At 62.0% G+C, this 21,036-nt stretch carries 22 protein-coding genes and 1 pseudogene; 10 read left to right on the plus strand and 13 right to left on the minus strand.

The annotated features are described in order from the left end of the window. Positions 1–256: 256 nt before the first annotated feature. The 4 genes and pseudogenes from hisG to dinD all read right to left on the minus strand — a co-directional run bounded on the left by hisG (position 257) and on the right by dinD (position 3,219). Positions 257–907 (minus strand): ATP phosphoribosyltransferase, encoded by a 651-nt coding sequence (gene hisG / locus BMZ36_RS13020; RefSeq protein WP_091197594.1) that lies wholly within the window; start codon positions 905–907, stop codon positions 257–259. Between the two features lie 53 nt (positions 908–960). After that, positions 961–2,211 carry a UDP-N-acetylglucosamine 1-carboxyvinyltransferase gene (gene murA, locus BMZ36_RS13025; RefSeq protein WP_091197597.1) on the minus strand — a complete coding sequence of 417 codons (1,251 nt, stop codon included), beginning with the start codon at positions 2,209–2,211 and terminating at the stop codon, positions 961–963. A gap of 10 nt (positions 2,212–2,221) precedes the next feature. After that, positions 2,222–2,401, minus strand: coding sequence for a hypothetical protein (locus BMZ36_RS13030; RefSeq protein ID WP_091197600.1), 180 nt, complete (start codon positions 2,399–2,401; stop codon positions 2,222–2,224). A gap of 149 nt (positions 2,402–2,550) precedes the next feature. Then, a pseudogene (dinD, locus tag BMZ36_RS13035) lies at positions 2,551–3,219 on the minus strand (DNA damage-inducible protein D). A gap of 19 nt (positions 3,220–3,238) precedes the next feature. Between dinD and BMZ36_RS14885 the strand changes: the two are divergent. After that, positions 3,239–4,441 carry an HNH endonuclease gene (locus tag BMZ36_RS14885; RefSeq protein WP_091197603.1) on the plus strand — a complete coding sequence of 401 codons (1,203 nt, stop codon included), beginning with the start codon at positions 3,239–3,241 and terminating at the stop codon, positions 4,439–4,441. Positions 4,442–4,446: 5 nt separating this feature from the next. Beyond that, positions 4,447–4,815 carry a hypothetical protein gene (locus BMZ36_RS13045; RefSeq protein WP_091197606.1) on the plus strand — a complete coding sequence of 123 codons (369 nt, stop codon included), beginning with the start codon at positions 4,447–4,449 and terminating at the stop codon, positions 4,813–4,815. Between the two features lie 116 nt (positions 4,816–4,931). Here the strand turns inward: BMZ36_RS13045 and BMZ36_RS13050 are convergent, their stop codons facing one another. The 9 genes from BMZ36_RS13050 to BMZ36_RS13090 all read right to left on the minus strand — a co-directional run bounded on the left by BMZ36_RS13050 (position 4,932) and on the right by BMZ36_RS13090 (position 11,299). After that, positions 4,932–5,456 (minus strand): REP-associated tyrosine transposase, encoded by a 525-nt coding sequence (locus BMZ36_RS13050; RefSeq protein WP_091197609.1) that lies wholly within the window; start codon positions 5,454–5,456, stop codon positions 4,932–4,934. A 97-nt stretch (positions 5,457–5,553) separates the two neighbouring features. Beyond that, positions 5,554–6,306, minus strand: a complete 753-nt coding sequence (locus BMZ36_RS13055) for an ABC transporter permease (RefSeq protein ID WP_091197613.1) — start codon at positions 6,304–6,306, stop codon at positions 5,554–5,556. A gap of 89 nt (positions 6,307–6,395) precedes the next feature. Beyond that, on the minus strand, positions 6,396–7,289 hold the full coding sequence (locus BMZ36_RS13060) for an ABC transporter ATP-binding protein (RefSeq protein WP_091197617.1): 894 nt from the start codon (positions 7,287–7,289) through the stop codon (positions 6,396–6,398). Further along, on the minus strand, positions 7,286–8,092 hold the full coding sequence (locus BMZ36_RS13065) for an MlaA family lipoprotein (RefSeq protein WP_091197620.1): 807 nt from the start codon (positions 8,090–8,092) through the stop codon (positions 7,286–7,288). The genes BMZ36_RS13060 and BMZ36_RS13065 overlap by 4 nt, the downstream gene beginning before the upstream one ends. Before the next feature lie 49 nt (positions 8,093–8,141). After that, on the minus strand, positions 8,142–8,414 hold the full coding sequence (locus tag BMZ36_RS13070; RefSeq protein ID WP_091197625.1) for an STAS domain-containing protein: 273 nt from the start codon (positions 8,412–8,414) through the stop codon (positions 8,142–8,144). Continuing rightward, entirely contained in the window at positions 8,411–9,034 is a 624-nt protein-coding gene (locus BMZ36_RS13075; protein ID WP_245747941.1) for an MlaC/ttg2D family ABC transporter substrate-binding protein, read from the minus strand. Before BMZ36_RS13075 ends, BMZ36_RS13070 begins: the two co-directional genes overlap by 4 nt. Positions 9,035–9,039: 5 nt before the next feature. Then, entirely contained in the window at positions 9,040–9,525 is a 486-nt protein-coding gene (gene mlaD, locus BMZ36_RS13080; protein ID WP_091197628.1) for an outer membrane lipid asymmetry maintenance protein MlaD, read from the minus strand. Positions 9,526–9,690: 165 nt separating this feature from the next. Next, the gene (gene mlaE / locus BMZ36_RS13085; RefSeq protein WP_091197631.1) at positions 9,691–10,485 is read right to left on the minus strand and encodes a lipid asymmetry maintenance ABC transporter permease subunit MlaE; all 795 of its coding nucleotides are present in this window, start codon (positions 10,483–10,485) and stop codon (positions 9,691–9,693) included. Continuing rightward, a complete protein-coding gene (locus BMZ36_RS13090; RefSeq protein ID WP_245747943.1) occupies positions 10,478–11,299 on the minus strand; it encodes an ABC transporter ATP-binding protein in 822 nt (273 codons plus the stop codon). Before BMZ36_RS13090 ends, mlaE begins: the two co-directional genes overlap by 8 nt. A gap of 238 nt (positions 11,300–11,537) precedes the next feature. Between BMZ36_RS13090 and BMZ36_RS13095 the strand changes: the two genes are divergently transcribed. The 8 genes from BMZ36_RS13095 to BMZ36_RS13130 all read left to right on the plus strand — a co-directional run bounded on the left by BMZ36_RS13095 (position 11,538) and on the right by BMZ36_RS13130 (position 21,031). Next, positions 11,538–13,442, plus strand: a complete 1,905-nt coding sequence (locus BMZ36_RS13095) for a pilus (MSHA type) biogenesis protein MshL (protein ID WP_091197633.1) — start codon at positions 11,538–11,540, stop codon at positions 13,440–13,442. A 174-nt stretch (positions 13,443–13,616) separates the two neighbouring features. Next, the gene (locus tag BMZ36_RS13100) at positions 13,617–14,375 is read left to right on the plus strand and encodes a tetratricopeptide repeat protein (protein ID WP_091197636.1); all 759 of its coding nucleotides are present in this window, start codon (positions 13,617–13,619) and stop codon (positions 14,373–14,375) included. A gap of 139 nt (positions 14,376–14,514) precedes the next feature. Beyond that, entirely contained in the window at positions 14,515–16,224 is a 1,710-nt protein-coding gene (locus BMZ36_RS13105) for a GspE/PulE family protein (RefSeq protein ID WP_091197639.1), read from the plus strand. Next, on the plus strand, positions 16,224–17,417 hold the full coding sequence (locus BMZ36_RS13110) for a type II secretion system F family protein (RefSeq protein WP_218142736.1): 1,194 nt from the start codon (positions 16,224–16,226) through the stop codon (positions 17,415–17,417). The genes BMZ36_RS13105 and BMZ36_RS13110 overlap by 1 nt, the downstream gene beginning before the upstream one ends. After that, positions 17,414–18,859, plus strand: a complete 1,446-nt coding sequence (locus BMZ36_RS13115; protein WP_091197645.1) for a hypothetical protein — start codon at positions 17,414–17,416, stop codon at positions 18,857–18,859. The genes BMZ36_RS13110 and BMZ36_RS13115 overlap by 4 nt, the downstream gene beginning before the upstream one ends. Beyond that, a complete protein-coding gene (locus BMZ36_RS13120; protein ID WP_091197650.1) occupies positions 18,856–19,470 on the plus strand; it encodes a hypothetical protein in 615 nt (204 codons plus the stop codon). Before BMZ36_RS13115 ends, BMZ36_RS13120 begins: the two co-directional genes overlap by 4 nt. Next, positions 19,467–19,760 carry a hypothetical protein gene (locus tag BMZ36_RS13125; protein ID WP_091197653.1) on the plus strand — a complete coding sequence of 98 codons (294 nt, stop codon included), beginning with the start codon at positions 19,467–19,469 and terminating at the stop codon, positions 19,758–19,760. The genes BMZ36_RS13120 and BMZ36_RS13125 overlap by 4 nt, the downstream gene beginning before the upstream one ends. Beyond that, a complete protein-coding gene (locus BMZ36_RS13130) occupies positions 19,757–21,031 on the plus strand; it encodes a hypothetical protein (RefSeq protein ID WP_091197656.1) in 1,275 nt (424 codons plus the stop codon). Before BMZ36_RS13125 ends, BMZ36_RS13130 begins: the two co-directional genes overlap by 4 nt. Positions 21,032–21,036 lie beyond the last annotated feature (5 nt).

Genomic DNA, 21,036 nt, shown 5'->3' on the forward strand with positions numbered 1-21,036 from the left:
GAGAAGCACAGCAAGGCGCGGGAATTCGGCGAGCACTGTCTGAGGCCGCAGGCCGAGTTGCGCAGCCGCCGCGTCTTGCGAGCATCGCAGGGAACCCTGCAGGGGCGCCGGAGCGGGCTCGCCTAGGGGTGAAGGGGATTTGGCGAGACAAATCCCTTTCCCGCCTGCCGGGCGGAACCGGCTGTACACCCTGCGCCGCAGGCGCATAAAAATTCTTAAGTGAACGACATTACGGTGCTTGCCGGGGTTTGTTTTGTCAGCGCTGTTGCCGCGCCTGCACCGTGGCAGTAAACGTATCGATGATCGGCTGGATACGATCATGCTTGAGCTTGAGCGCGGCCTGATTCACGACCAAGCGTGAGCTAATTTCGCGGATATGTTCGACGGCGACCAGATTGTTGGCCTTCAGCGTTCCGCCGGTGGACACCAGATCGACAATCGCATCGGCCAATCCCACCAGCGGGGCCAGTTCCATCGAGCCATAGAGCTTGATCAGGTCGACGTGCACGCCCTTGGCCGCAAAGTGCTCGCGCGCGCACTGGGTGTACTTGGTCGCCACGCGCAGACGTGCGCCCTGTTTGACCGCACCTTCATAGTCGAAACCGTTCTGCACTGCGACCATCAGCCGGCACTTGGCGATTTCCAGATCCAGCGGCTGGTACAGGCCGGCGCCACCATGCTCCAGCAGCACATCCTTGCCCGCCACGCCGAGATCGGCCGCGCCGTACTGCACATAGGTCGGCACGTCGGAAGCGCGCACGATAATGAGGCGCACGTCGTCGCGATTGGTGCCGATGATTAGCTTGCGCGAGGATTCCGGGTCTTCGTTCGGCGTGATGCCGGCCGCAGCCAGCAGCGGCAGGGTTTCTTCAAAAATGCGACCTTTGGAAAGGGCGATGGTGATCATGAGGCTTTCCTTGTTTTTCGCGGGTTACGGCCTCAAGCCTAACCCGCGCTACATCAACTGATTCTTTCGATCTGTGCGCCAACACCGTTGAGCTTGGCCTCGATGTGTTCGTAACCGCGGTCCAGATGGTAAATGCGGTCCACGATGGTTTCGCCCTCTGCCACCAGACCGGCAATCACCAGCGAGGCCGAGGCGCGCAAGTCGGTCGCCATCACGGTCGCGCCGGAGAGCTTCTCGACCCCGGTCACGATGGCGGTATTACCTTCAGTTTCGATCTTGGCACCCATGCGGATCAGTTCCGGTGCGTGCATGAAGCGGTTCTCGAAAATGGTTTCCGTCACCACCCCGGTGCCTTCGGCCACGCAGTTGAGCATCATGAACTGCGCCTGCATGTCGGTCGGGAAAGCAGGGTGCGGCGCGGTGCGCACGCTGACCGCCTTGGGGCGGCGCGGCATGTCGAGCGCGATCCAGGTATCGCCCGCTTCGATGACGGCGCCGGCTTCCTGCAGCTTGTCGAGCACGGCATCGAGCAGCCCGGCGCGCGTATTGCGCAACACGATCTTGCCCCGCGCTGCGGCGGCGGCCACGAGGAAAGTGCCCGTTTCGATGCGGTCCGGCATCACGGCATGGTCGGCACCGTGCAACTCCTTCACGCCCTCGATCGTGATCGTGTCAGTGCCGTGACCGTGGATTTTGGCGCCCATCTTGATCAGGCATTCGGCCAGATCAACGATTTCCGGCTCGCGCGCCGCGTTTTCCAGTACGGTCACACCGTCGGCCAGCACTGCGGCCATCATCAGGTTCTCGGTGCCGGTCACGGTCACCATGTCGGTCACGATGCGCGCACCCTTGAGGCGGCCCTTGGCCTTGACGTAGCCATGCTCGATCACGATCTCGGCACCCATCGCGCGCAAACCCTTGATGTGCTCGCCCACCGGCCGTGCACCGATGGCGCACCCGCCCGGCAATGAAACCGAGGCTTCGCCGAAGCGTGCCAGCGTCGGCCCCAGCACCAGGATCGACGCACGCATGGTTTTCACGAGCTCGTACGGGGCGACGAGGTTGTTGACCGTGCTGCCGGTCAGTTCGAATTCGTGCACGTTGTCGGTCATCACGCGCATGCCCATGCCCTGCAAGAGCTTCTGCGTGGTGAGCACGTCGCGCAGTTGCGGCACGTTGGTCAGCCGCAGCGTATCGGCGGTCAGCAGGCTCGCGCACAGGATCGGCAGCGCGGCATTCTTGGCGCCGGAAATGCTGATTTCGCCGTTGAGCGGCAGGCCGCCGGTGATTTTGAGTTTGTCCATTTCTATCCAGTTATTTCTTCAGCCACCAGATGATGAAGGCGACAGCCAGCACGACCCACGGCAGGTTGACCAAGGCGCGACCGAGGCTGGAAAAGCCGTCTTGCGGCAAGGGCGCCGGCTTGTTGGCTTCTTCGACAGCCCGCTTTTGCCGCTCGACACCGTCAAGACCGAAGCGTTCTTCGGGTTTCATTCCCTATCCCCGGATGGAGCGGCAACAGATGGATCGTCGCCTTGATTCTTTGAGAGGGCCGATTGGTCTTGGCGCCTTGATTTGAAGGCGGATTTTAGCACGTCCACACCCACCCTCCAGATGGAATTTCCTTGAACTTCCTTATCCGCTCAGTCATCGGGGAGCATTTTGCTTTTCTTCTGGCGGCTTTCGATTTGCTTGATGCTTTGTCCGGGCGAGGGCAGATCTTTCGGCATCGCGCCGCCTAGCTCGCGAATCGTTTCGCGCACTTTCTTGCCAACCTCATAATGCGTCTTGTTGGCGCGCTGTTTGCCTTGCACGCCCTCGCGACGCAGCTTCTCTTAGGCCTGCGTAGCGCGGAACAGGTTGGCCGCCAGTTCCGTGCTGCCCATGTGGTCCAGAATTTTCTGGCTTTTCTTCAGCCGCTTGCGCGCATGAATTTCCTTTACTCCGAGACCTCCGTACAGCCCCTTGTAGCCGTGGTCCTGGAAAATCGCATAATCCATTGGCATTTCCACGCCAGCGACCTTTGCCGCTGCAGCCAGATACGTGTTGTGCTGCGCCAGCTCATTGCGAATGGCAAGCCGTTTTTCATCTTCGCTTAACCGGGCAAAGCTTGTATCGTCGGCCAACTCCTGCCGCCGCGTCTGCATGGCAAAGTAGGTTTGGCCGTTGGCAATGACCGGCTTCCCAGGATCGCCGTTCTGCACGATCAGGTAGCAGGCATAACGCGAGAGGCGTATATCCGGTAGCTCACGTTTTACTCCGGAACCGATCTCGACCATTTCGAGGACATCCTCGAAATGGTCTTCCTCCATCTATCCACTGTTTTGTGAAATGCGCCACATCCTGCACAACACCGACGGCAGCGAGCCGAAGCTCGCACACGATGGCGACACCTACTTCGACCACAAGGCCAAGGGCAACGGCTTCGGCTTCGGTTTCGGTTTCGGGCTGGTTTACCCGGACAGCATCGCCCGCACCTTGTCCGCCCGTTATTACAAGGACGGCTCGGAAATTCTGGTCTGGCAGGGCGAAGGCAAAAACCCGCGCCGCCTCACCCCGCGCGAATGTGCCCGGCTGATGGGCTGCCCGGACGATTTCCGGATTCCGGTGTCGGATACGCGGGCTTATCGGCTATTCGCCGATGCGGCAATGCCACCGATGATGGCAGCGATAGCGAAACTGGTTTGTCAGCCAAACAAGCCTTCCGCTACAGTGATCGCTTCTTCGGCTGCTTTGCCTGCGGGGTTGATCGTGACGAGTAAAAATTGGACGCGCGAACAGGTGTTGATTGCTCTCAACCTGTATTGCCAGTTGCCGTTTGGCAAACTGCACAAAGGCAATCCACTGATCATTGAAACAGCCAAGCTTATCGGCAGAACGCCAAGCTCGCTGGCCATGAAACTCACAAACTTAGCCAGCCTTGATCCCGCCATTATCGAAACAGGCCGCAAGGGGCTACCGGGTAGTTCTTCGCTGGATAAAGAGATTTGGCAGGAGTTTCAGGCCAATCCGGATGCGGTTGGTTATGAAAGTCAGTTGCTCATGGATGCATTGGCAAAAACAGACCGCATCATCGAACCGTTATCCAGCGAGGCAGAGCCGGATGATGTCCTACCAAGCTTCTTTGCCGAGAACACAACCGCACGAGTACAAATTCGCGTTAGGCAGTCATTCTTTAGAAAAACCATCCTGAGCAGCTATGAGGGACGTTGCTGCATGACAGGGCTGGCCGATCCACGCCTTCTCGTTGCTAGCCATATCGTGCCATGGGCCAAAGATGAGAAAAACCGCCTCAACCCAGCCAACGGCTTGTGTCTATCTTCGCTGCACGACAAGGCCTTTGATCGCGGCCTGCTTACCGTTACTCCCGACTTTGTGATCAAGGTATCACCGCAACTCAATACGCTGGGCGACAACCCATTTACGAAAGACTATTTGATTGGGCTTGAAGGCAGAAAAATTGCCTTGCCCAAAAAATTCTGGCCTTTGCGCGAATTTCTCGATTACCACCACGATGAACTGTTTCTGAGATAAGCCCGATGAATTATTCCGTCTTCGAGTACCTATACCGCGATGCAGGCAATTACAAAGCTTGGGGCGCGTTACTTTTGGAAGGAGAAACGACCGAGGCAGAAATGGCCCGTATACGACGGCATCTTCTGGATAACGAATTTTTTATCGCCGAACAAATTGGTGTTCCAGTGCTTTACGAGCAGCTTTGGCAACAGTGCCAAAGCGAGCCTTCCGAAGAGTTGGATCATGTGTGGCATGAATTCTGCCGCATCCGAGAAGCAACAGCGGAAGACCGCATTCAACTGCCAACTTTTGGAACGACCGCAGCGTTAGTGGCTGCTTTTGAAGCTGTCGGCAAGTGGGATTGGGCACTTTCTCGGAACTACGAACTATAGGCCTGGGCCTGAATTAGTAGCGTAGCCCGGATGGAGGTCATTGACCGGAATCCGGGAATGCTGGTTGAGCGGCACCTCCCCCGGATTTCGCTGCGCTGCATCCGGGCTACGGGGAATTATTCGGGGATGCCGATCTCGTCCTGCAAACCGCCTGCCCAGTCGATGGGCAAAATATGGCGGGCGAGGTACTGGTGGAAACTGGAATATGGCCAATCGGCCACGTGCTGCGCATGCCCGTGCTTTACCGGGTTGAAATGGATGTAGTCTACGTGACGGGCGTAATCCGCCTCGTCGTGAATGGTGTGTTCCCAGAATCGGCTTTGCCACAATAAGGCGTTGCCTTTCCCATCAAGCAATAACGCTTCCCCTTCCTTGCGTATTTTCCGCACGAACGCCGATTTGATTGCCTGCCAACGGCCGGAGTAATCCGCGTCGTCTTCCGGCAAGGTCCAGATTGTGTGCAGGTGTTCAGGCAGAACGACAATCGCATCGATATGAAACGGTTTTTGCCTTTTCACCTCGGCAAATGCCGCGCGCAATGCATCGATATGGCGGGTCAGGCAATCCGATTGCCGATTGCGCAGGGTAGCGGTGAAGAAATAGGTGCCTCCGGGAACATAATTACGCCGATACAAGACCATGTTCACCTCTTGGTGCAAACGGAGCCCGGATGCAATCCGGGATTGGCGTTTTCTGGTATCGCTCCCGGATTCCGCTGCGCTGCATCCGGGCTACGGGCTAATGCCGCAATTTGTACCCCGACCTGAGCATCTGCAGCGTTATCCCCGCGAGCAGCGCGAAAGTCACGCCGACCACCGCGAGGCTCTGCCACGGACTGGCATCGCTGACGCCGAAGCAGCCGTAGCGGAAGCCGTCGATCATGTAGAACACCGGGTTCCAGTGCGAGAGGGCCTGCCAGAACGGCGGCAGGCTGTGGATCGAGTAAAAGACGCCGGAGAGGAAAGTCAGCGGCATGATGATGAAGTTCTGGAAGCCGGCCAACTGGTCAAACTTTTCCGCCCAGATGCCACCGATGATGCCCAGCGCGCCCATCACGCCACAGCCCAGCACCATGAACAGCAGCAGCCAGACGGGATGCGAGAACGGCGGCATGGCAAAGAACAGGGTCACGGCGATTACGCCGATGCCGACCACCAAGCCGCGCACGATGCTCGCCAGCAGGTGCGCGAGGAAGAACTCCAGATAGGACAGGGGCGGCAGCAGGATGAAAACGATGCTGCCCGTGACCTTGGCCTGGATCAGGCTGGACGAGGCATTGGCAAAGCTGTTCTGCAGCATCGACATCATCGCCAGACCGGGAATCAGGAAGGCCGCGTAGCTGACGCCGGGGTAGGGTTCGACATGCTGGCCGATCGAATGAGAGAAAATCAACTGGTAAAGCAGCGCCGTCAGCACGGGCGCGGCCACGGTCTGGAAGGCGACGCGCCAGAAGCGCAGGATTTCTTTCTGGAGCAGGGTGTAGAAGCGCATGGGTTTGTGAGGTGTAAGGGGTCAGGAGGGAGGAGCCGTTTCTGCAATTGCGGGAGCGGGTTTACACCTCACCCCTCACGCCAGACTCCTCACCGATGCATCATGTCGACAAAAATTTCTTCCAGATCGGGCTTGGTCACTTCGATGTCCTTCAGCCCGATCCCGGCCCGGCGCAACTCGCCCAGAATGTCTTCCAGCGCACAGCAATCGGCCAGCTTCAGTTCGAATTCCGGCCCGGAGCCACCGGTCACCAGCGGCATCAGCGAATCGGGTAGCGCTTGCGCGGTGGTGACGATCCGCAGGCTCCGGGCGCTGCCGTGCCCCATCAGCGTATCCTTGTCTTCCAGCGCGATCAACCGGCCCTGCTTGAGCATCGCAATGCGGTTGCACAGGGTTTCGGCCTCTTCGAGATAATGAGTGGTCAGCACGATGGTGTGCCCGGCTTCGTTGAGGCGGCGGATGAACGCCCACAGCGACTGGCGCAGTTCGACGTCGACACCCGCAGTCGGTTCGTCGAGCACGATCACGGGCGGGCGGTGCACCAGCGCCTGCGCCACCATGACCCGGCGCTTCATGCCGCCGGAGAGCTTGCGCATGTTGGTATCGGCCTTTTCGGCCAGACCGATGTTGAGGAGGATCTCGTCGATCCAGTCGTCGTTGTGGCGGATGCCGAAATAGCCGGACTGGAAGCGCAGGGTTTCGCGCACCGTGAAAAAGGGATCAAACACCAGTTCCTGCGGCACGATACCGATGGCGCTGCGCGCCGCGCGGTAATCCTGCACCACGTCGTACCCCATGACGGTCGCAGTACCGGATGTAGCACGAGCCAGCCCGCCAAGGATGGAAATCAGGGTGGTCTTGCCGGCCCCGTTGGGGCCGAGGAGAGCGAAGAAATCGCCTTGCTCGACGCGGAAACTGACCTCGTCGAGCGCAGAGAACGAACCAAACTGCTTGCAGATGCGATCGAAAACGATCGCGCTCACGGCTGTTCGGCCCTGGCTTTGACGGAGGGCTTCGCCGGGTCAGCCGGTTTTACAGGTTGACTGCCCTGTTCCTTCTTGGGTGCGGCTGGAGCAGGATCCTTGCCGTCGGGGTCGTCGTTCCCCATGGGCAGGGGGTAGGGCGGATTGCCGTCATGCACCTTGAACCAGCGCCGCTGCAGGTAGGTATCGCGCACGAAAGCGTATTCGTCGTACTGCTCGGCAAGGGTCTTGTCGAACGGCAGCAACTGGGCACGCTTATCCATCGCGTTCACGCCAATGAACACATAGCGCGCGCTCTCCGGATTGAGATAGGTAGTCGGCCCCGCTGCAAAATAAATGGCTGAATCAACCGAATCACGTACCGTTTTCGGCCCAAGCCCCGGCAACATCAGGTAAGGGCCGGAAGGAACGCCCCAGTAGCCCAGCGTCTGCCCGAAGTCCTCGTCGCTCTTGGGAATCTCGAGCTCGGTTGCGACATCGAAAAGCCCGGCCAAACCAACCGTCGTATTGAGCAACACCCGACCCAAGCCATTGCCGGCATCCTCAAACTTGCCTTGCAGCGCAGCGGCCGGGATCGCAAACAGATCGTAGATATTCTCGAAGAAATTGTGCACGCCCTTCTGGACGGGCTCAGGGGTGACCGTGGTCCAAGTCTGGGCCAGTGGGCGCAGCGCGACCTTGTCGATACCCTTGTTCAGGGTATAGAGCGGGCGGTTGATCGATTCGAGCGGATCATAGTTGTTGCTGGGCGTGGCACATCCGGCCAGCGCCAGCGCAAAAAGACAGGCGATCAGGCGTCGCATGGCAAAAATCCTCGGCAGGGAGTCTCATTGTAGTTCAACAATGTATGCATCACCCGGCCTGCGGCAATATTTCCTTCAGGCCGTAGACGCCCATCAATTGATGCAGGCCGGACGGGACAGCGATGAATTCCAGTTCTGCTCCTGCGGCCCGGGCCTGGCGACTCCAGTGCAGCAAAAGCGCGACCGCGGCCGAATCGACCTCGGTCACCCCGGAGAAATCCACCTGCAGTTTGCTTCCCGGTCCGGGAACGCCCAGCGAATCGAGCTGGCGCGCTGCGGTATCGAATGTCAGCGGACCGGAAATCTGCAGGGAAGTACTCATCGCTTGGAGGCCACTTTATTGCCGCGTGCAGCGGCATTGCGTCCGGAAAGATTCTTGATCAGGCCATCGATGCCTTCCTTCTGCACGATGGCATTGAACTGATTGCGGTGGTTGTTGATGAAGCTGATGCCATCGACCGCGATGTCGTAGACTTTCCAGCCTGCGGAGGTCTTTTCAAAGCTGAAATCGAGCGGAATCGGCTTCTGGCCGGGCAGGAAGACTTCGGTCCGCACATCCAGTTCGTCGGAAGAATTGCCGCCGCGCGAGCCCTTCACGTCGACGCGCGCATTCTTGTAGATCGTGAGCGCGGAAAGATAGGTGCGCACCAGCATCTGGCGGAACTCGCGGACCAGCGCCTGTTGCTGCTCCGGCGTGGCATTGCGCCAATGACGCCCCACAGCCAGCGCCGTCATCCGGTTATAGTTGGCGAGCGGCGCCACACGGGCATCGACCTGATCGCGTACCCGTGCGGAGTCCTTGTCGTTCTTGCGGATGATTTCCAGCACGTCGCGACTGACACTGCGGACAATCTGTTCCGGCGCATCGGCCGGAGCCGCCACGGAACTGCCGGCCACAAGCGCCAGCGACATTGCCACGAACCAGAATTTGATGCTTTTCATTGTTTTCACTTTCCTGCTTCGGTTGAATCCTTGTTACCGCCTTCGGCCTTGCTGAACAGGAAGCGGCTGATCAGCTGCTCCAGCACGATGGCGGAGGACGTAATCTTGAACGTATCGCCGGACTTGAGCATCTTGTCGTCCGCGCCCGGGGTAATACCGATGTACTGCTCGCCCAGAAGGCCGGATGTCAGGATCTCGGCCGAGCTGTCGCGGCTGTACTGGTAGCGGGCATCCATCGCCATGTGCACCCGTGCCACATACCGCTGCGGATCGAGTTCGATGGCATTCACCCGCCCCACGACCACGCCAGCACTCTTGATCGGTGCACGCACCTTGAGCCCGCCAATGTTGTCGAAGTTCGCGACCAGCTCGTAACTCTGGTTCACCGCCAGCGTGCTCTGGCTGCTGACCTTGAGCGCCAGGAACAGCAGTGCAGCAGCGCCGGCAACGGCAAACAGCCCAACCCAGAAATCGATCATTCCCCGTTTCATTAGCTTATTCTCCAGACAGGGTTTGTTGTGTAACGCATTTATTCCAATTCGCCTTGGAAACGATAATTTTGTCGGCTACGCCACGCAGGGCTTTGCCGTACTACTTGTACTGTCCGCAGCCCTGCTCGCTTGCCTTCGCATTCTCGTTTCCAATGCTTTTTGGAATTACACGCCCCGAAACATGAATGCGGTCAGCACGAAATCAAGCGCCAGGATTACCAGCGCCGAAGTCACCACCGTGCGCGTGGTCGCGCCGGATACACCCTCGGCCGTCGGCGGTGCATCGTAGCCCTCGAACACGGCGATCAGCGACACGGCCACGCCGAAAAAGGCGCTCTTGATCACGCCGTTCATTACGTCGAGACGGAAATCGACTGCCGCCTGCATCTGCGACCAGAAGCTGCCTTCGTCGAGCCCCAGAAGCTGCACGCCGATCAGGTAGCCGCCGAAAATGCCCATCGCGCTGAACATCGCCGCCAAGAGCGGCATGGAAATCACGCCCCCCCAGAACCGCGGCGCGACCACGCGCGCCACCGGATTGACCGCCATCATTTCCATCGCCGCCAGCTGTTCGGTGGCCTTCATCAATCCGATCTCGGCGGTAATGGCCGATCCCGCACGACTGGCGAACAGCAGGGCGCCGACCACCGGGCCGAGCTCGCGCACCAGAGACAGGGCCACCAGTACGCCCAGCGACGAAGACGCGCCGAAGCGCACCAGCGTTTCATAGCCTTGCAGCGCCAGCACCATGCCGACGAACAAGCCGGATACGACGATGATCAGCACCGACAGCACGCCGGCAAACCAGATCTCGCGCATCGTCAACCTGAAGCGGACCAGTGAAACCGGCGAATGGCGCAGGATCGCGATGAAGAAGCGGCAGGCAAACCCGAGCTTGACGATGCCGCGGGTCAGCGGCGCACCGATGCGGGAAAACAGGTTCACCAGAACATTAACCATTGGCCGCCTCCAGCCCCAGATCGGCCGCATAGGGCGCTGCCGGCTTGTGGAAAGGCACCGGACCGTCCGGCTCGGCATTGATGAACTGGCGCACAAAGGGATGTTCCGAGGCCCGCACTTCGTCGGGCGAGCCCTGCGCCACGACCACGCCGTCGGCCAGGAAATAGATGTAATCCACGAGCGCCAGCGATTCGGCGACATCGTGCGTCACAACGATAGACGCGGTTCCGAGCGCATCGTTGAGCTCGCGGATCAACTTGCCGGTCGTCGCCAGCGAAATCGGGTCGAGGCCGGTAAACGGCTCGTCGTAAAGCATCACGCGCGGATCGAGCGCAATCGCCCGCGCCAATGCCACACGCCGTGCCATGCCCCCGGAAAGCTCGGCCGGCATCAGTCTGGCCGCGCCGCGCAGGCCCACGGCTTGCAATTTCATCAGCACCAGGTCGCGGATCATCGATTCCGGGAGGTTGGTGCGCTCGCGCAGCGGGAAGGCTACGTTGTCGAACACCGAAAGATCGGTGAACAGCGCGCCAAACTGGAACAGCATGCCGAGCTTGCGGCGCAGGCGGTACAAATCGCGTTCGCCGAGATTGCCGACGTTTTCGCCATCGACCAAAACTTCGCCGCTGTCCGGCCGGATCTGCCCGCCGATGAGCTTCAGCAAGGTGGTCTTGCCCGAGCCGGACCCGCCCATGATAGCCACTACCTGGCCGCGCGCGACCGTCAGCGACACATCCCTGAGGACGATCTCTTCTTCGTAGGCAAAGCTGACATTGCGGAACTCGACCAGCGGAGCGGACATGACGAAAGTCATTGCGATTCGGGAAAACGCTTGATTTTACAGGGATCGAAACCCGCTAGCCAGCCAAATTGTTGCCAGGATGCAACACGGAGGATCTGCGCACACCCTCTTCACAAAACCACGCCACACAATGTAAATTACTTCAAAAATAAGTTACACGAATTAATAATGAACGAATTCGGTAAGCGTATGACAAAAATCCCCTTGCATCTGCGAGGTAGTCCCGTACTTTCATGCCGGAAGGAATGACATGCCAAAATCGATTTTCCGGCGCCTGTTTTTGGCCTCCATGGCGATGATTCTCGCCGCCTGCGGGGCTGCACCCGGACTGCCGCAGACGGCGGGCCGCCACACTGCGCCAGCATCGCCAGCACCTGTCGGCATTCCCAAACCGGTCTCCGTCGCACCCTCTCTTCCCAAGCCCAAATCCGTGCCGCGCACTGAAACCTACAGCGTGGTTGTCAGCAAGCTCGACGTGCACAGCCTGCTGTTCGCGCTGGCGCGCGATGCCAGGGTCGATCTCGACATCCACCCCGGCTTGACGGGCGAGGTCACGCTCAATGCGATCAACCAGACCCTGCCGCAGATTCTGGAACGCATCGGCGGGCAGATCGACATGCGCTGGCGCATGGAAAACGGCACGCTAACGGTCATGCCGGATACGCCGTACCTGAAAACCTACCGGATCGATTATTTCAATCTCGCGCGCAACGTCAAATCGACCGTAAGCATCGCCAACTCGGTCGACTCGACCGGCGGGTCGCCAACGGGTGCGGGCTACACCGGCGGCGGCAATACCAACAGTTCCAGCACGGTCATCGACAGCGAAACCCAGAACCAGTTCTGGAAAAAACTCGAAACCAATCTCAAGGAGATGCTGGGCATCCCGCCGGACAACCGCCAGCCTGCCTTGCAGCCCCCGCTCTACGCCATGGGCGCCACCGCGCGGCAGGCCGGCCAGATCGCGCGTCCGGCCATGTCGGCAGGAGACATCAACGCAGCGCTGGCCATCGCCGACCGCCTGACCAGGATCGAGAAAAATGCGGCGTTGGCGGAAAAAGCCGCCACGCAAATCGCGGCACTGCAAGCAAGGGTGGACAAGACGGCGCATCCCGAACCCGCTCCCGGCAAACCGGAAACAGCAAACCAGGTCATCCTGCACCCGGAAACCGGCACGCTGACCGTGCGCGCCAGCCACAAGGATCAGCAGAAGGTGGCGGAATATCTGGCGTCGGTTCAGTCTGCCGCGCTGCGGCAGGTGCTGATCGAAGCCACCGTCGTCGAGGTCACGCTGGGCGACCAATACCAAGCCGGCGTCGACTGGAGCCTGCTGACCGATTCGCGCAACTGGTCGCTCAGGCAGCAATTGACTTCGACGCGCTTCAACGCCGCCTCGCCGGTCAATATCGTCGGCTACGCGGGCGGCATGTTCACGGCCACGATGACCTTCCTCGAACAGTTCGGCCGCACGCGCGTGTTGTCGAGCCCCAAGGTCATTGCGCTCAACAACCAGACCGCCGTCATGAAAGTCGTGGACCAGCAGGTCTACTTCAGCCTGAGAATCGAGGAAGACAAGAACGAGAACGGAGTCATAACCAACCGCACCTACACCAGCGAGATCCGCACCGTCCCGGTCGGGCTGGTCATGCAGGTCACGCCGCAAATCGCCGAATCGGGCGTCGTCACGCTCAGCGTGCGCCCCACGATCACCAAGATCAGCAGCTATGTGGAAGACCCGGCCGTAGCCATGCTCGCGGCAACCAACAATCTCAACGTGAAGAGCCTCATCCCCAACCTGCAGGTGCGCGAATTCGATTCCACGCTCAAGGTGCCGAGCGGTCAGGTCGCCGTGCTGGGCGGGCTGATCCAGGATTCGCAACTCAACGAGCGCAACGGCGTACCGGGGCTGTCGCGCCTGCCCGTTCTGGGCGACCTCTTCAGCTACCGCGACGACAGCGTCAGAAAAACCGAGCTCGTCATTTTCCTGAAGCCGGTCGCCATCCGGGAAAGCGGGCTGGACGGGCAACTCGCCCACCTGCGGCAATTCGCCGCGGACCGGGATTTTTTCGAGCGCGGCGAAGAACACGAGTTGTCCGCCTTCCGCAGCGGCAACCTGCCCGCCGAGAACGCGTCCATCCCCGTTCGGCTGGAGTGAAAGATGAGCCTGAATTTCTCACCACAGAGACACGGAGGCACGGAGAAAAGCGGGCACGGGGATGAACGCGAGCTTCCGGCAAGCGGGCTGGCATTGCAAGTCGAGCCCGGCATACCCCGGACGTACATCGACCCGTCACAGTCCGCGCCCGCTTCTCCCCCTCCGCCACCGCCCGTGTCAAAAAGAGCTGCGACCAAGAACCTGCTACCCTGGCTGGTTCTCGGCGCCTGCCTGGCTCTCGGCGGCACGGTCGGCTGGATCTGGCGGCAATCGCAGCACCCCGTCCCGCAGCCCGAACCGGTACCGATGAAGGCATCGGCCAGCCGTGGCGCCCCTGCTGTGGCCGTTCCGATGCAAACCGCAGCCCCGCTTCCACAGCGCTCCCGCCGTGACGATCCCAAACCGCGCACCGAAACCCGCACCGTCGCCAGCCAGCCCGTCATCGTACGCAGGCACCGCGACACCGCCGTTCCTCCACAACTGGAAGAAGCCTGGCAAGCCTTCCAGCGCGACGACTTCGCAACGGCAGAGAGACTGTACCGCAACGTGCTGGGCGCTGACCGGAACAACCGCGACGCCCTGCTCGGTCTGGCGGCCATCGCCATCCGGCAAGACCGCAAACCGGAAGCCGCTGGTCACTACCAACATCTCTTGACGCTCAACCCGCGCGACGAAGCTGCCCAGAGCGGCCTCCTGATGCTGGAACCGGAGCAGTTCAACGAGGCGACCGAAGCGCAGGAACAGTATTTCCGCGCCTATTCCCGCGATCCCGGCAACGCCGATCTGGCATTCAACCTGGCAGTGAGTCTGGAGCAGATCCGCCAATCCAGCCTCGCCGCGGAGTATTACCGCAAGGCGTTGGCTCTGGGCGGCAACTTCGACCGCGCAACCGCAGAAAAGCGGCTTGCGGAAATCACGGGAGAAACCCCATGAACCTGAAACCCTTGGTTAAACCACAGAGGCACAGAGAACACAGAGGAAAAATCGGCAGTTATGGCTTGATGCCGCAACCCACACGCAAGATTTCTTGTTCTTCTCCCGACCTCCGTGTCTCTGTAGTGAGGAATTCAAGATGAACGCACCGCTGCGAACCTGCCCACCCTTGGGCACACAACTCGTTGCCATGGGGCTCGTCACTCAGGATCAGCTGAACATTGCCCTGCGGGAACAGCGCCATACCGGAACCCTGCTCGGCAAGACGCTGGTGTCGCTCGGCTTTGTTTCTGAAGCCGTCCTGCGCGATGCGCTCGCACAGAATCTCGGCCATGCCTGCACCGACCTGACCCGCGTCATCGCCAACCCGGCCGCACTCCGGCTGATCCCCAAGGAAATGGCCAAACGCCTGCAGGTTCTGCCGTTGGCGGTCAATGCCGATACCGGAAAGATCGTGCTCGCCATGGCCCATCCGGACGATCTGGTGACACTCGACCTGCTGTACCGCCACTTGGGAAACCACCATGCGCTGGAGCCGCTGCTGGCCGGCGAATCGGAGCTCGCAGAGGCGATAGACCGGCATTACGGCCACGAACTCTCAATCGACGGCATCCTGCACGAAATCGAAACCGGGGAAATCGACTGGTCCAGCATCCAGTCCTCGTCCGCCGGCTACAGCCAGCCCGTGGTGCGCCTGATCGACGCCCTGCTCGCCGACGCCGTGGCCTGTGAAGCCTCCGACCTGCACTTCGAGCCCGAGCAGGGTTTCGTGCGCATCCGCTACCGCATCGACGGTGTGCTGCGCCAGATCCGCGCGCTGCACCGGGCCTACTGGCCGGCGATGGCCGTGCGTCTCAAGGTCATGGCGAACATGAACATCGCCGAAACCCGCGCGCCGCAGGACGGGCGCATCACGCTCGCGCTCGCGGGCCGCCCGCTCGATTTCCGCGTCTCGGTCCAGCCGACGACGTGGGGCGAGAACATCGTGCTGCGCATCCTCGACCGCCTGAAAGGGCTGATGCCGCTCGACGGTCTGGGGCTGACCGCGGAAGCGCATGATCTCCTGCAGCGGATGATTTCCCGGCCCGAAGGCATCCTGCTCGTGACCGGCCCCACCGGTTCGGGCAAGACCACCACGCTGTATTCGATCCTCAGCCACCTCAATTCGCCGGCGATCAACATCATGACGCTTGAAGACCCGGTGGAATACCCGCTTCCGTTCATCCGCCAGACTTCGGTCAACGACGCGGTCAAGCTGGATTTCGCCTCCGGAATCCGCTCGATGATGCGCCAGGACCCGGACGTGATCCTCGTCGGCGAGATCCGCGACCGGGACACGGCGGAAATGGCCCTGCGCGCGGCCATGACCGGGCATCAGGTCCATGCCACGCTGCACACCCACTCGGCCATCGGCGCCATTCCGCGCCTGCTCGACCTGGGTATCCGGCCAGACATTCTGGCCGGCAACATCATCGGTATCGTCGCGCAAAGGCTGCTGCGCCGGCTCTGCCCGCATTGCCGCATGCCCGACGTCGCCAGCGACCTCGAATGCCGTCTGCTCGGACAGCCCGAAGCGGGCGGAGCCATCCCGGTTTTCCGGGCATCGGGCTGCCCGCATTGCGGCTACACCGGCTACCGGGGCCGGCTGGCGGTCATGGAACTGCTGAAAATGGATGCCGACCTCGACGACCTGCTGGCCCGGCGTGCCACGCCGCACGAACTTCTGCAAACGGCGCGCAGCAAGGGCTTGCGCCCGCTGGCCGACGACGCCTGCCGCCGCGTGCTGTCCGGAGAGACCTCGCTTGAAGAGGCCGCCCGGGTGGTCGATCTCAGCGGACGGACCGGCTGATGCGCTACCGCTATCGCGCCGTCGACAGGCAGGGCCGCATCGAGTGCGGGCACCTCGATGCCGACAACCTGCCCGATCTGGAACTTCGCCTCGCCCGCATCGGCCTCGCGCTGATCCGCGCCAGAATGGCAGCCGCTCCGCTCCTGTCCCTGCGCCGCGCCAAACGGCGCGAGCTGGTCGCCTTCTGCTTCCATCTCGAACAGCTCACGCACGCGGGCGTTCCGCTCATCGAAGGACTAACCGATCTGCGCGACAGCCTCGACGACCCGCATTTTCGGCGCGTCGTCGCCAGTCTGGTCGAAGAGGTCGAGAGCGGGCAGACGCTGTCGCAGGCGCTTGCGGCCCACCCCGACGTTTTCGATGCCGTTTTCGTCGGGCTCGTCAGGGCAGGGGAGGCGAGCGGCGAGTTGCCGGAAATCCTGAAGCGCCTCGGCGAGGCGCTGAAATGGCAGGACGAGCTCGCGGCCCAGACCTGGAAAGCGCTCACCTACCCGGCTTTTGCCGGCTTGCTGGTTTTCGGGGTGCTCGGTTTCCTGATGACCTACCTCGTTCCCAAGCTGGCCGAGTTCATCGCCACGCTGGGCCAAACCCTGCCGCTCGGCACGCGCCTCCTGATCGCGGCTTCCGCTTTCTTCGCCACTTACTGGTGGTTGATCCTCGGCCTGCCGGTCGCGATTTTCGTCCTCGTCCGGTTCCGGGCGGCGGTCAACCCCGCCTTCCGCCAGAGACTCGACGGCTGGAAAATTCGCCTGCCGCTGATCGGCCCGCTGCTGCACAAAATCGTGCTCGCGCGCTTGGCCGGCTTTTTCGCACTGCTCTATGCCGCCGGGATTCCGGTTCTCGAATGCCTGCGCCTGCTGGAAGGCATCGTCGGCAATGCCGCCATGGCCGCTGCATTGTCCCGGCTGGGCGCGCAGATCGGCGCAGGCCAAAGCGTGAGCGAAAGCTTTGCCCAAACACGGCTCTTCCCGCCGCTGGTCCTGCGCATGCTGCGTGTCGGCGAGCAAACCGGTCGGCTGGATACGGCGCTGCTCAACGTCTCGTATTTCTACGACCGGGATGTGAAGGAATCCGCCGAGCGCCTGCAACGCCTGATCGAACCCGCGCTGACCGTGATTCTCGGCCTGCTGCTGGCTTGGATCATGTCCGCCGTACTCGGGCCGATCTTCGACACCATCGGCAGGATCAAATGAGCGCACCCGTTCTCGTACTGTTCCTGACCGACGGGGGGATCTCCGCCTACCGCGCCACGCGGCGTGAAGCCGTGCATCTGGCCGATTTCCCCGTCAGCCCGCAACCGGACCTGCGCGAGTTCATCCGCGAATGGCAAACCGCAGAATTCCACCTTCTGGTCGATCTGGCCGAAGAGGCATTCCATCCCGAATCCGTGCCGCATCTGGCGCGCGCCGACCGGGAAGCGCTGTTGCTGCGCAAGCTCGAACAGGCATTCCGCCAGACGCCGTATCGCCGCGCGGTCGTGCAGGTCGCCGGCAAGCGCGGCGCGCAGGACAAGCTGCTGCTATCGGCGCTCACCGCACCGGAGAAGCTCGATGCGCTCGTCGAAACATTGCTGCAAGCGCAATGCGCAATTGCCGGAATCCATTCCGTCGCGCTGACCGCCGAGGCGCTGCTGGCAAAAAGAATCTCGCTCATGCCGCATTGCCTGCTGGTCACGCCCTCGCCGGGCAACGGCCTGCGGCAAAGCCATTTCACGCAGGAAGGCTTGCGCTTCAGCCGCCTGACGCACTGCACCGCAAACAATACGGCGGAGGAAGTGCGCAAAACCCGCCAGTTCCTCACCACGACACGGCAAATGCTGCGCGACGAGCCGCTGGAAGTCCTGCTGCTCGGCGATGCCGGTGTAGCAACACAACTGCCAGCCGACACACCGCAGATCAACGCCCGCCATGAAAGCATCGCCGACTTCGCCGCCAAGATCGGACTTCCAAGCCAGACCGACAATTGGGCCGGCCTGCTCTGCACCGCGATTGCGCGCGGCCTGATCCCGGATCACTACCGGCCCGCCTCTGCCGCGCGTTACCAGCGCCTGCACAAGCTGGGGCAGACACTGCAGTGGAGCGCCGCACTGCTTCTCCTGCTGGCCATGGTCGCAAGCCTTTTCACGTTCCACCAATCCCGCCAGCAGCAGGAAGAAAACCGACTCGCGGAACAAAAGCTACAGCACCCGCTTCAACGCCAGCGCGAGTTCGAGGGCAAGCTCAAGGCGCTGGACATCGGCGCGCCCGGACAGATCGGAGAGGTGGTTGAACTGCATCGCCGCTACATCGCAGGCTGGCTGGACGTCGAAACCACGGCGCAGGCCGTCAGCCTGATCTTCGCCGATTACCCGCAGCTTCAACTGGAGCGCTTTGACTGGCAGCTCGCAAACGCCGGGCATCGCTCACAAATGGTCGATCTTGCCGGGCGCCTGCGGCCTGACCGGCAAGCGCAGGGACAACTCGAAGCGTTCGCAGCCCGTCTGGGCCAATTGCCGCGCGCCACGGTCAGTATCCCCAAGCGCCCGCTCGACCTTTCTCCGCACGGCGAATTGGGCGGCGGGGAAAACCGCGCCCCTGCGGCGTCCGACTTTCTGATCCGCCTGGTCATCGCTCCGGAAGAGGCAGCCAAGCCATGATCCAGTTACCCGACATTCCCCGCAGCGACTGGCGCCTGCTCCGCGCGCCGTTGCTTTGCCTTGCCGGCGCGCTGTTGCTGGCCGGGCTGGTATTGGCTTTCTGTGCGCAAGTCTGGCAACGCAGTACAGAACAATGGGCACAAGCGCAAACCCGACTGCAACAGGCCCAAAGCGCGGCCGATGCCATCGAGCGCGAATACCGGGCCGCCGAAGCAGGCAAGGCGCATTTCCTGAAACTGCAAGCCAGCGGCATCGTCGGCAAGGAACGCCGGGGCGAATGGCTGGAACTCTTCGACCGCGCCAATGCTGCCGGCGTCATGCCGCAACTGCGTTACCGAATCGAGGCGCAAAGGCCGTTGGAACATGCCTCGCCGATCGGCAACTCGATGGTCTACGCCAGCCACATGACGCTGCAATACCGCGCCCGGCATGAGGCAGCTTTTTCCGCCGCGCACCGGCTCCTGGCCGAGGCGCCCGGCCACGCCGTCCCCGTGCGCTGCCGGGTCGGCCGCGTTTCGGAAAACGAGCCGGGGCTGGCCGTCGATTGCGACTACCTCTGGCTGACCATCGCCCCGGTCGCGCGCCCCACCGGCAAGGGATCGGCACCATGAACCCGCGACTGCTGTTTTTCTTGCTGCTTCTGCTGGTGGCTCTGCCCAGCTCGGCCGAGTGGGGCCGGCTGTTCTACAGCCCCGCCGAGCGCACAGAGCTCGACCGCAACGCCACGCCGCTTACGCACCGCTTCGACGGCGAAGCCCGCAACAGTCGCGGGCGCACGCTACGCTGGGTGGATGGGCAACTCAATGCCAGCAGCCCGCCGACCAAGGTCAAGCCCGGCGAGCGCTGGGATCCGCGCACGGGTGAAGTCCATCCGGATCGGCAAAGGTCTACCACCCCATGAGCCGGGCTCCCCAGCGCGGCAGCGCACTTCTGCTGATCCTGCTGCTCTCGGGAACCGTGCTCGCCACGGCGTTGCTGGCGGCCAAACTGAAGCGCAACGACGAAACGCAGCGGGAACAAAAAACGCTGATCGCGCTGAACAAGGCCAAGGCAACGCTCGTCGCCTGGTCGGTAGCACGCATCGAGGACACGGGGACGCTCGTTGCCGAATCGCCGGGCGAATTGCCGTGCCCCTCGCCGTATGCGCCGGGAACGCCCGAGGAAGGGCAGGCCAACCCCAACAACTGCCAGCATGGTGCCATCGGCCTCTTGCCGTGGCGGCAACTCGGCAGCGAGCGCATCGTCGACGGCTGGGGGCAGCCGCTATGGTACGCACTCGACAACGCCTTCAAGGTCCGCCGCAATGCCAACGAGTTGCGCCGCGTCAACAGCGACAGCCGGCCTTCGCTGCTGGTCTACGCCGCTGATGGCCAAACCCTGCTGACGCCACCGGGTGAAGAAGCCGCCGCGGTGATTTTCTCTTCCGGCCCGCCGCTTGCCGGACAGGTCCGCACCGCCCATGCGCCGGGAACGCATATCGACGCCGCCATCCTCTCCACCCACCTCGATTCTGCCCATGGCCGCAACAATGCAGCGCAAGGTGGGCCATTCATCGCCGGCCCGGTCATCGCCAACCGCGGCGCGCCGGCAGAAACCTCGCGCCTGAACGACCGGCTGCTGATTCTGGGCGGGAGGGAGCTGCTCGATGCCGTCGCGCCCCGGATCGCGGCAACCGTGCGTTCGGCACTGGCCGCCCGATTGCAGGAAACCGGAAGCTACCCGCGCCCGGCTCTGATCACCGCCCTCGGCTGCCGCGACAACGATCCCGCCACGCCCTGCCTGCCATCGGCCTCGGCCTGTCGCGGCATCCTGCCCGCCGATGTTCCGGCCGGAAGCTGGCTGCCCGCCTGGTTCCGCGAAAACCAGTGGAACCGGGCCATCTATTACGCACTGGGCAGCGGCGGATGCGGTCCCTCGCCGATCCACCTCGCCGCCGCGCCGGGATGGCCGGCCCAGAACCACGTACCGGCGCTCTTCATCCTGCCTGGCGCTGCGCTGGGTAGCGCCGCACGGTTGAACCCGCCCCAGCCTCCCTACGCCACGAACAGTCTCGCCAGCACCCGGCTTGCCGACTATCTCGAACAAAACCAGTCCGGCTGGACTTTGCCCGACCAGAGCGTTTTCGTCCGCCCCGGTCCGGGCAGCAACGACCGGCTCTACACCCTGCCCTGAGGAAA

It is taken from the genome of Formivibrio citricus, assembly GCF_900115065.1.
Lineage (GTDB): Bacteria > Pseudomonadota > Gammaproteobacteria > Burkholderiales > Chitinibacteraceae > Formivibrio > Formivibrio citricus.

Excerpts from the sequence above, each read along its gene's own strand:
- BMZ36_RS13115 (WP_091197645.1), top strand. The coding sequence starts at position 17,414 with ATGAGCGCACCCGTTCTCGTACTGTTCCTGACCGACGGGGGGATCTCC.
- murA (WP_091197597.1), bottom strand. The coding sequence starts at position 2,211 with ATGGACAAACTCAAAATCACCGGCGGCCTGCCGCTCAACGGCGAAATC.
- BMZ36_RS13045 (WP_091197606.1), top strand. The coding sequence starts at position 4,447 with ATGAATTATTCCGTCTTCGAGTACCTATACCGCGATGCAGGCAATTAC.
- hisG (WP_091197594.1), bottom strand. The coding sequence starts at position 907 with ATGATCACCATCGCCCTTTCCAAAGGTCGCATTTTTGAAGAAACCCTG.
- BMZ36_RS13075 (WP_245747941.1), bottom strand. The coding sequence starts at position 9,034 with ATGAAAAGCATCAAATTCTGGTTCGTGGCAATGTCGCTGGCGCTTGTG.
- BMZ36_RS13095 (WP_091197633.1), top strand. The coding sequence starts at position 11,538 with ATGCCAAAATCGATTTTCCGGCGCCTGTTTTTGGCCTCCATGGCGATG.
- BMZ36_RS13070 (WP_091197625.1), bottom strand. The coding sequence starts at position 8,414 with ATGAGTACTTCCCTGCAGATTTCCGGTCCGCTGACATTCGATACCGCA.
- BMZ36_RS13065 (WP_091197620.1), bottom strand. The coding sequence starts at position 8,092 with ATGCGACGCCTGATCGCCTGTCTTTTTGCGCTGGCGCTGGCCGGATGT.
- BMZ36_RS13120 (WP_091197650.1), top strand. The coding sequence starts at position 18,856 with ATGATCCAGTTACCCGACATTCCCCGCAGCGACTGGCGCCTGCTCCGC.
- mlaE (WP_091197631.1), bottom strand. The coding sequence starts at position 10,485 with ATGGTTAATGTTCTGGTGAACCTGTTTTCCCGCATCGGTGCGCCGCTG.
- BMZ36_RS13050 (WP_091197609.1), bottom strand. The coding sequence starts at position 5,456 with ATGGTCTTGTATCGGCGTAATTATGTTCCCGGAGGCACCTATTTCTTC.
- BMZ36_RS13030 (WP_091197600.1), bottom strand. The coding sequence starts at position 2,401 with ATGAAACCCGAAGAACGCTTCGGTCTTGACGGTGTCGAGCGGCAAAAG.
- BMZ36_RS13110 (WP_218142736.1), top strand. The coding sequence starts at position 16,224 with ATGCGCTACCGCTATCGCGCCGTCGACAGGCAGGGCCGCATCGAGTGC.
- BMZ36_RS14885 (WP_091197603.1), top strand. The coding sequence starts at position 3,239 with ATGCGCCACATCCTGCACAACACCGACGGCAGCGAGCCGAAGCTCGCA.
- BMZ36_RS13055 (WP_091197613.1), bottom strand. The coding sequence starts at position 6,306 with ATGCGCTTCTACACCCTGCTCCAGAAAGAAATCCTGCGCTTCTGGCGC.
- BMZ36_RS13105 (WP_091197639.1), top strand. The coding sequence starts at position 14,515 with ATGAACGCACCGCTGCGAACCTGCCCACCCTTGGGCACACAACTCGTT.
- mlaD (WP_091197628.1), bottom strand. The coding sequence starts at position 9,525 with ATGAAACGGGGAATGATCGATTTCTGGGTTGGGCTGTTTGCCGTTGCC.
- BMZ36_RS13130 (WP_091197656.1), top strand. The coding sequence starts at position 19,757 with ATGAGCCGGGCTCCCCAGCGCGGCAGCGCACTTCTGCTGATCCTGCTG.
- BMZ36_RS13125 (WP_091197653.1), top strand. The coding sequence starts at position 19,467 with ATGAACCCGCGACTGCTGTTTTTCTTGCTGCTTCTGCTGGTGGCTCTG.
- BMZ36_RS13090 (WP_245747943.1), bottom strand. The coding sequence starts at position 11,299 with ATGACTTTCGTCATGTCCGCTCCGCTGGTCGAGTTCCGCAATGTCAGC.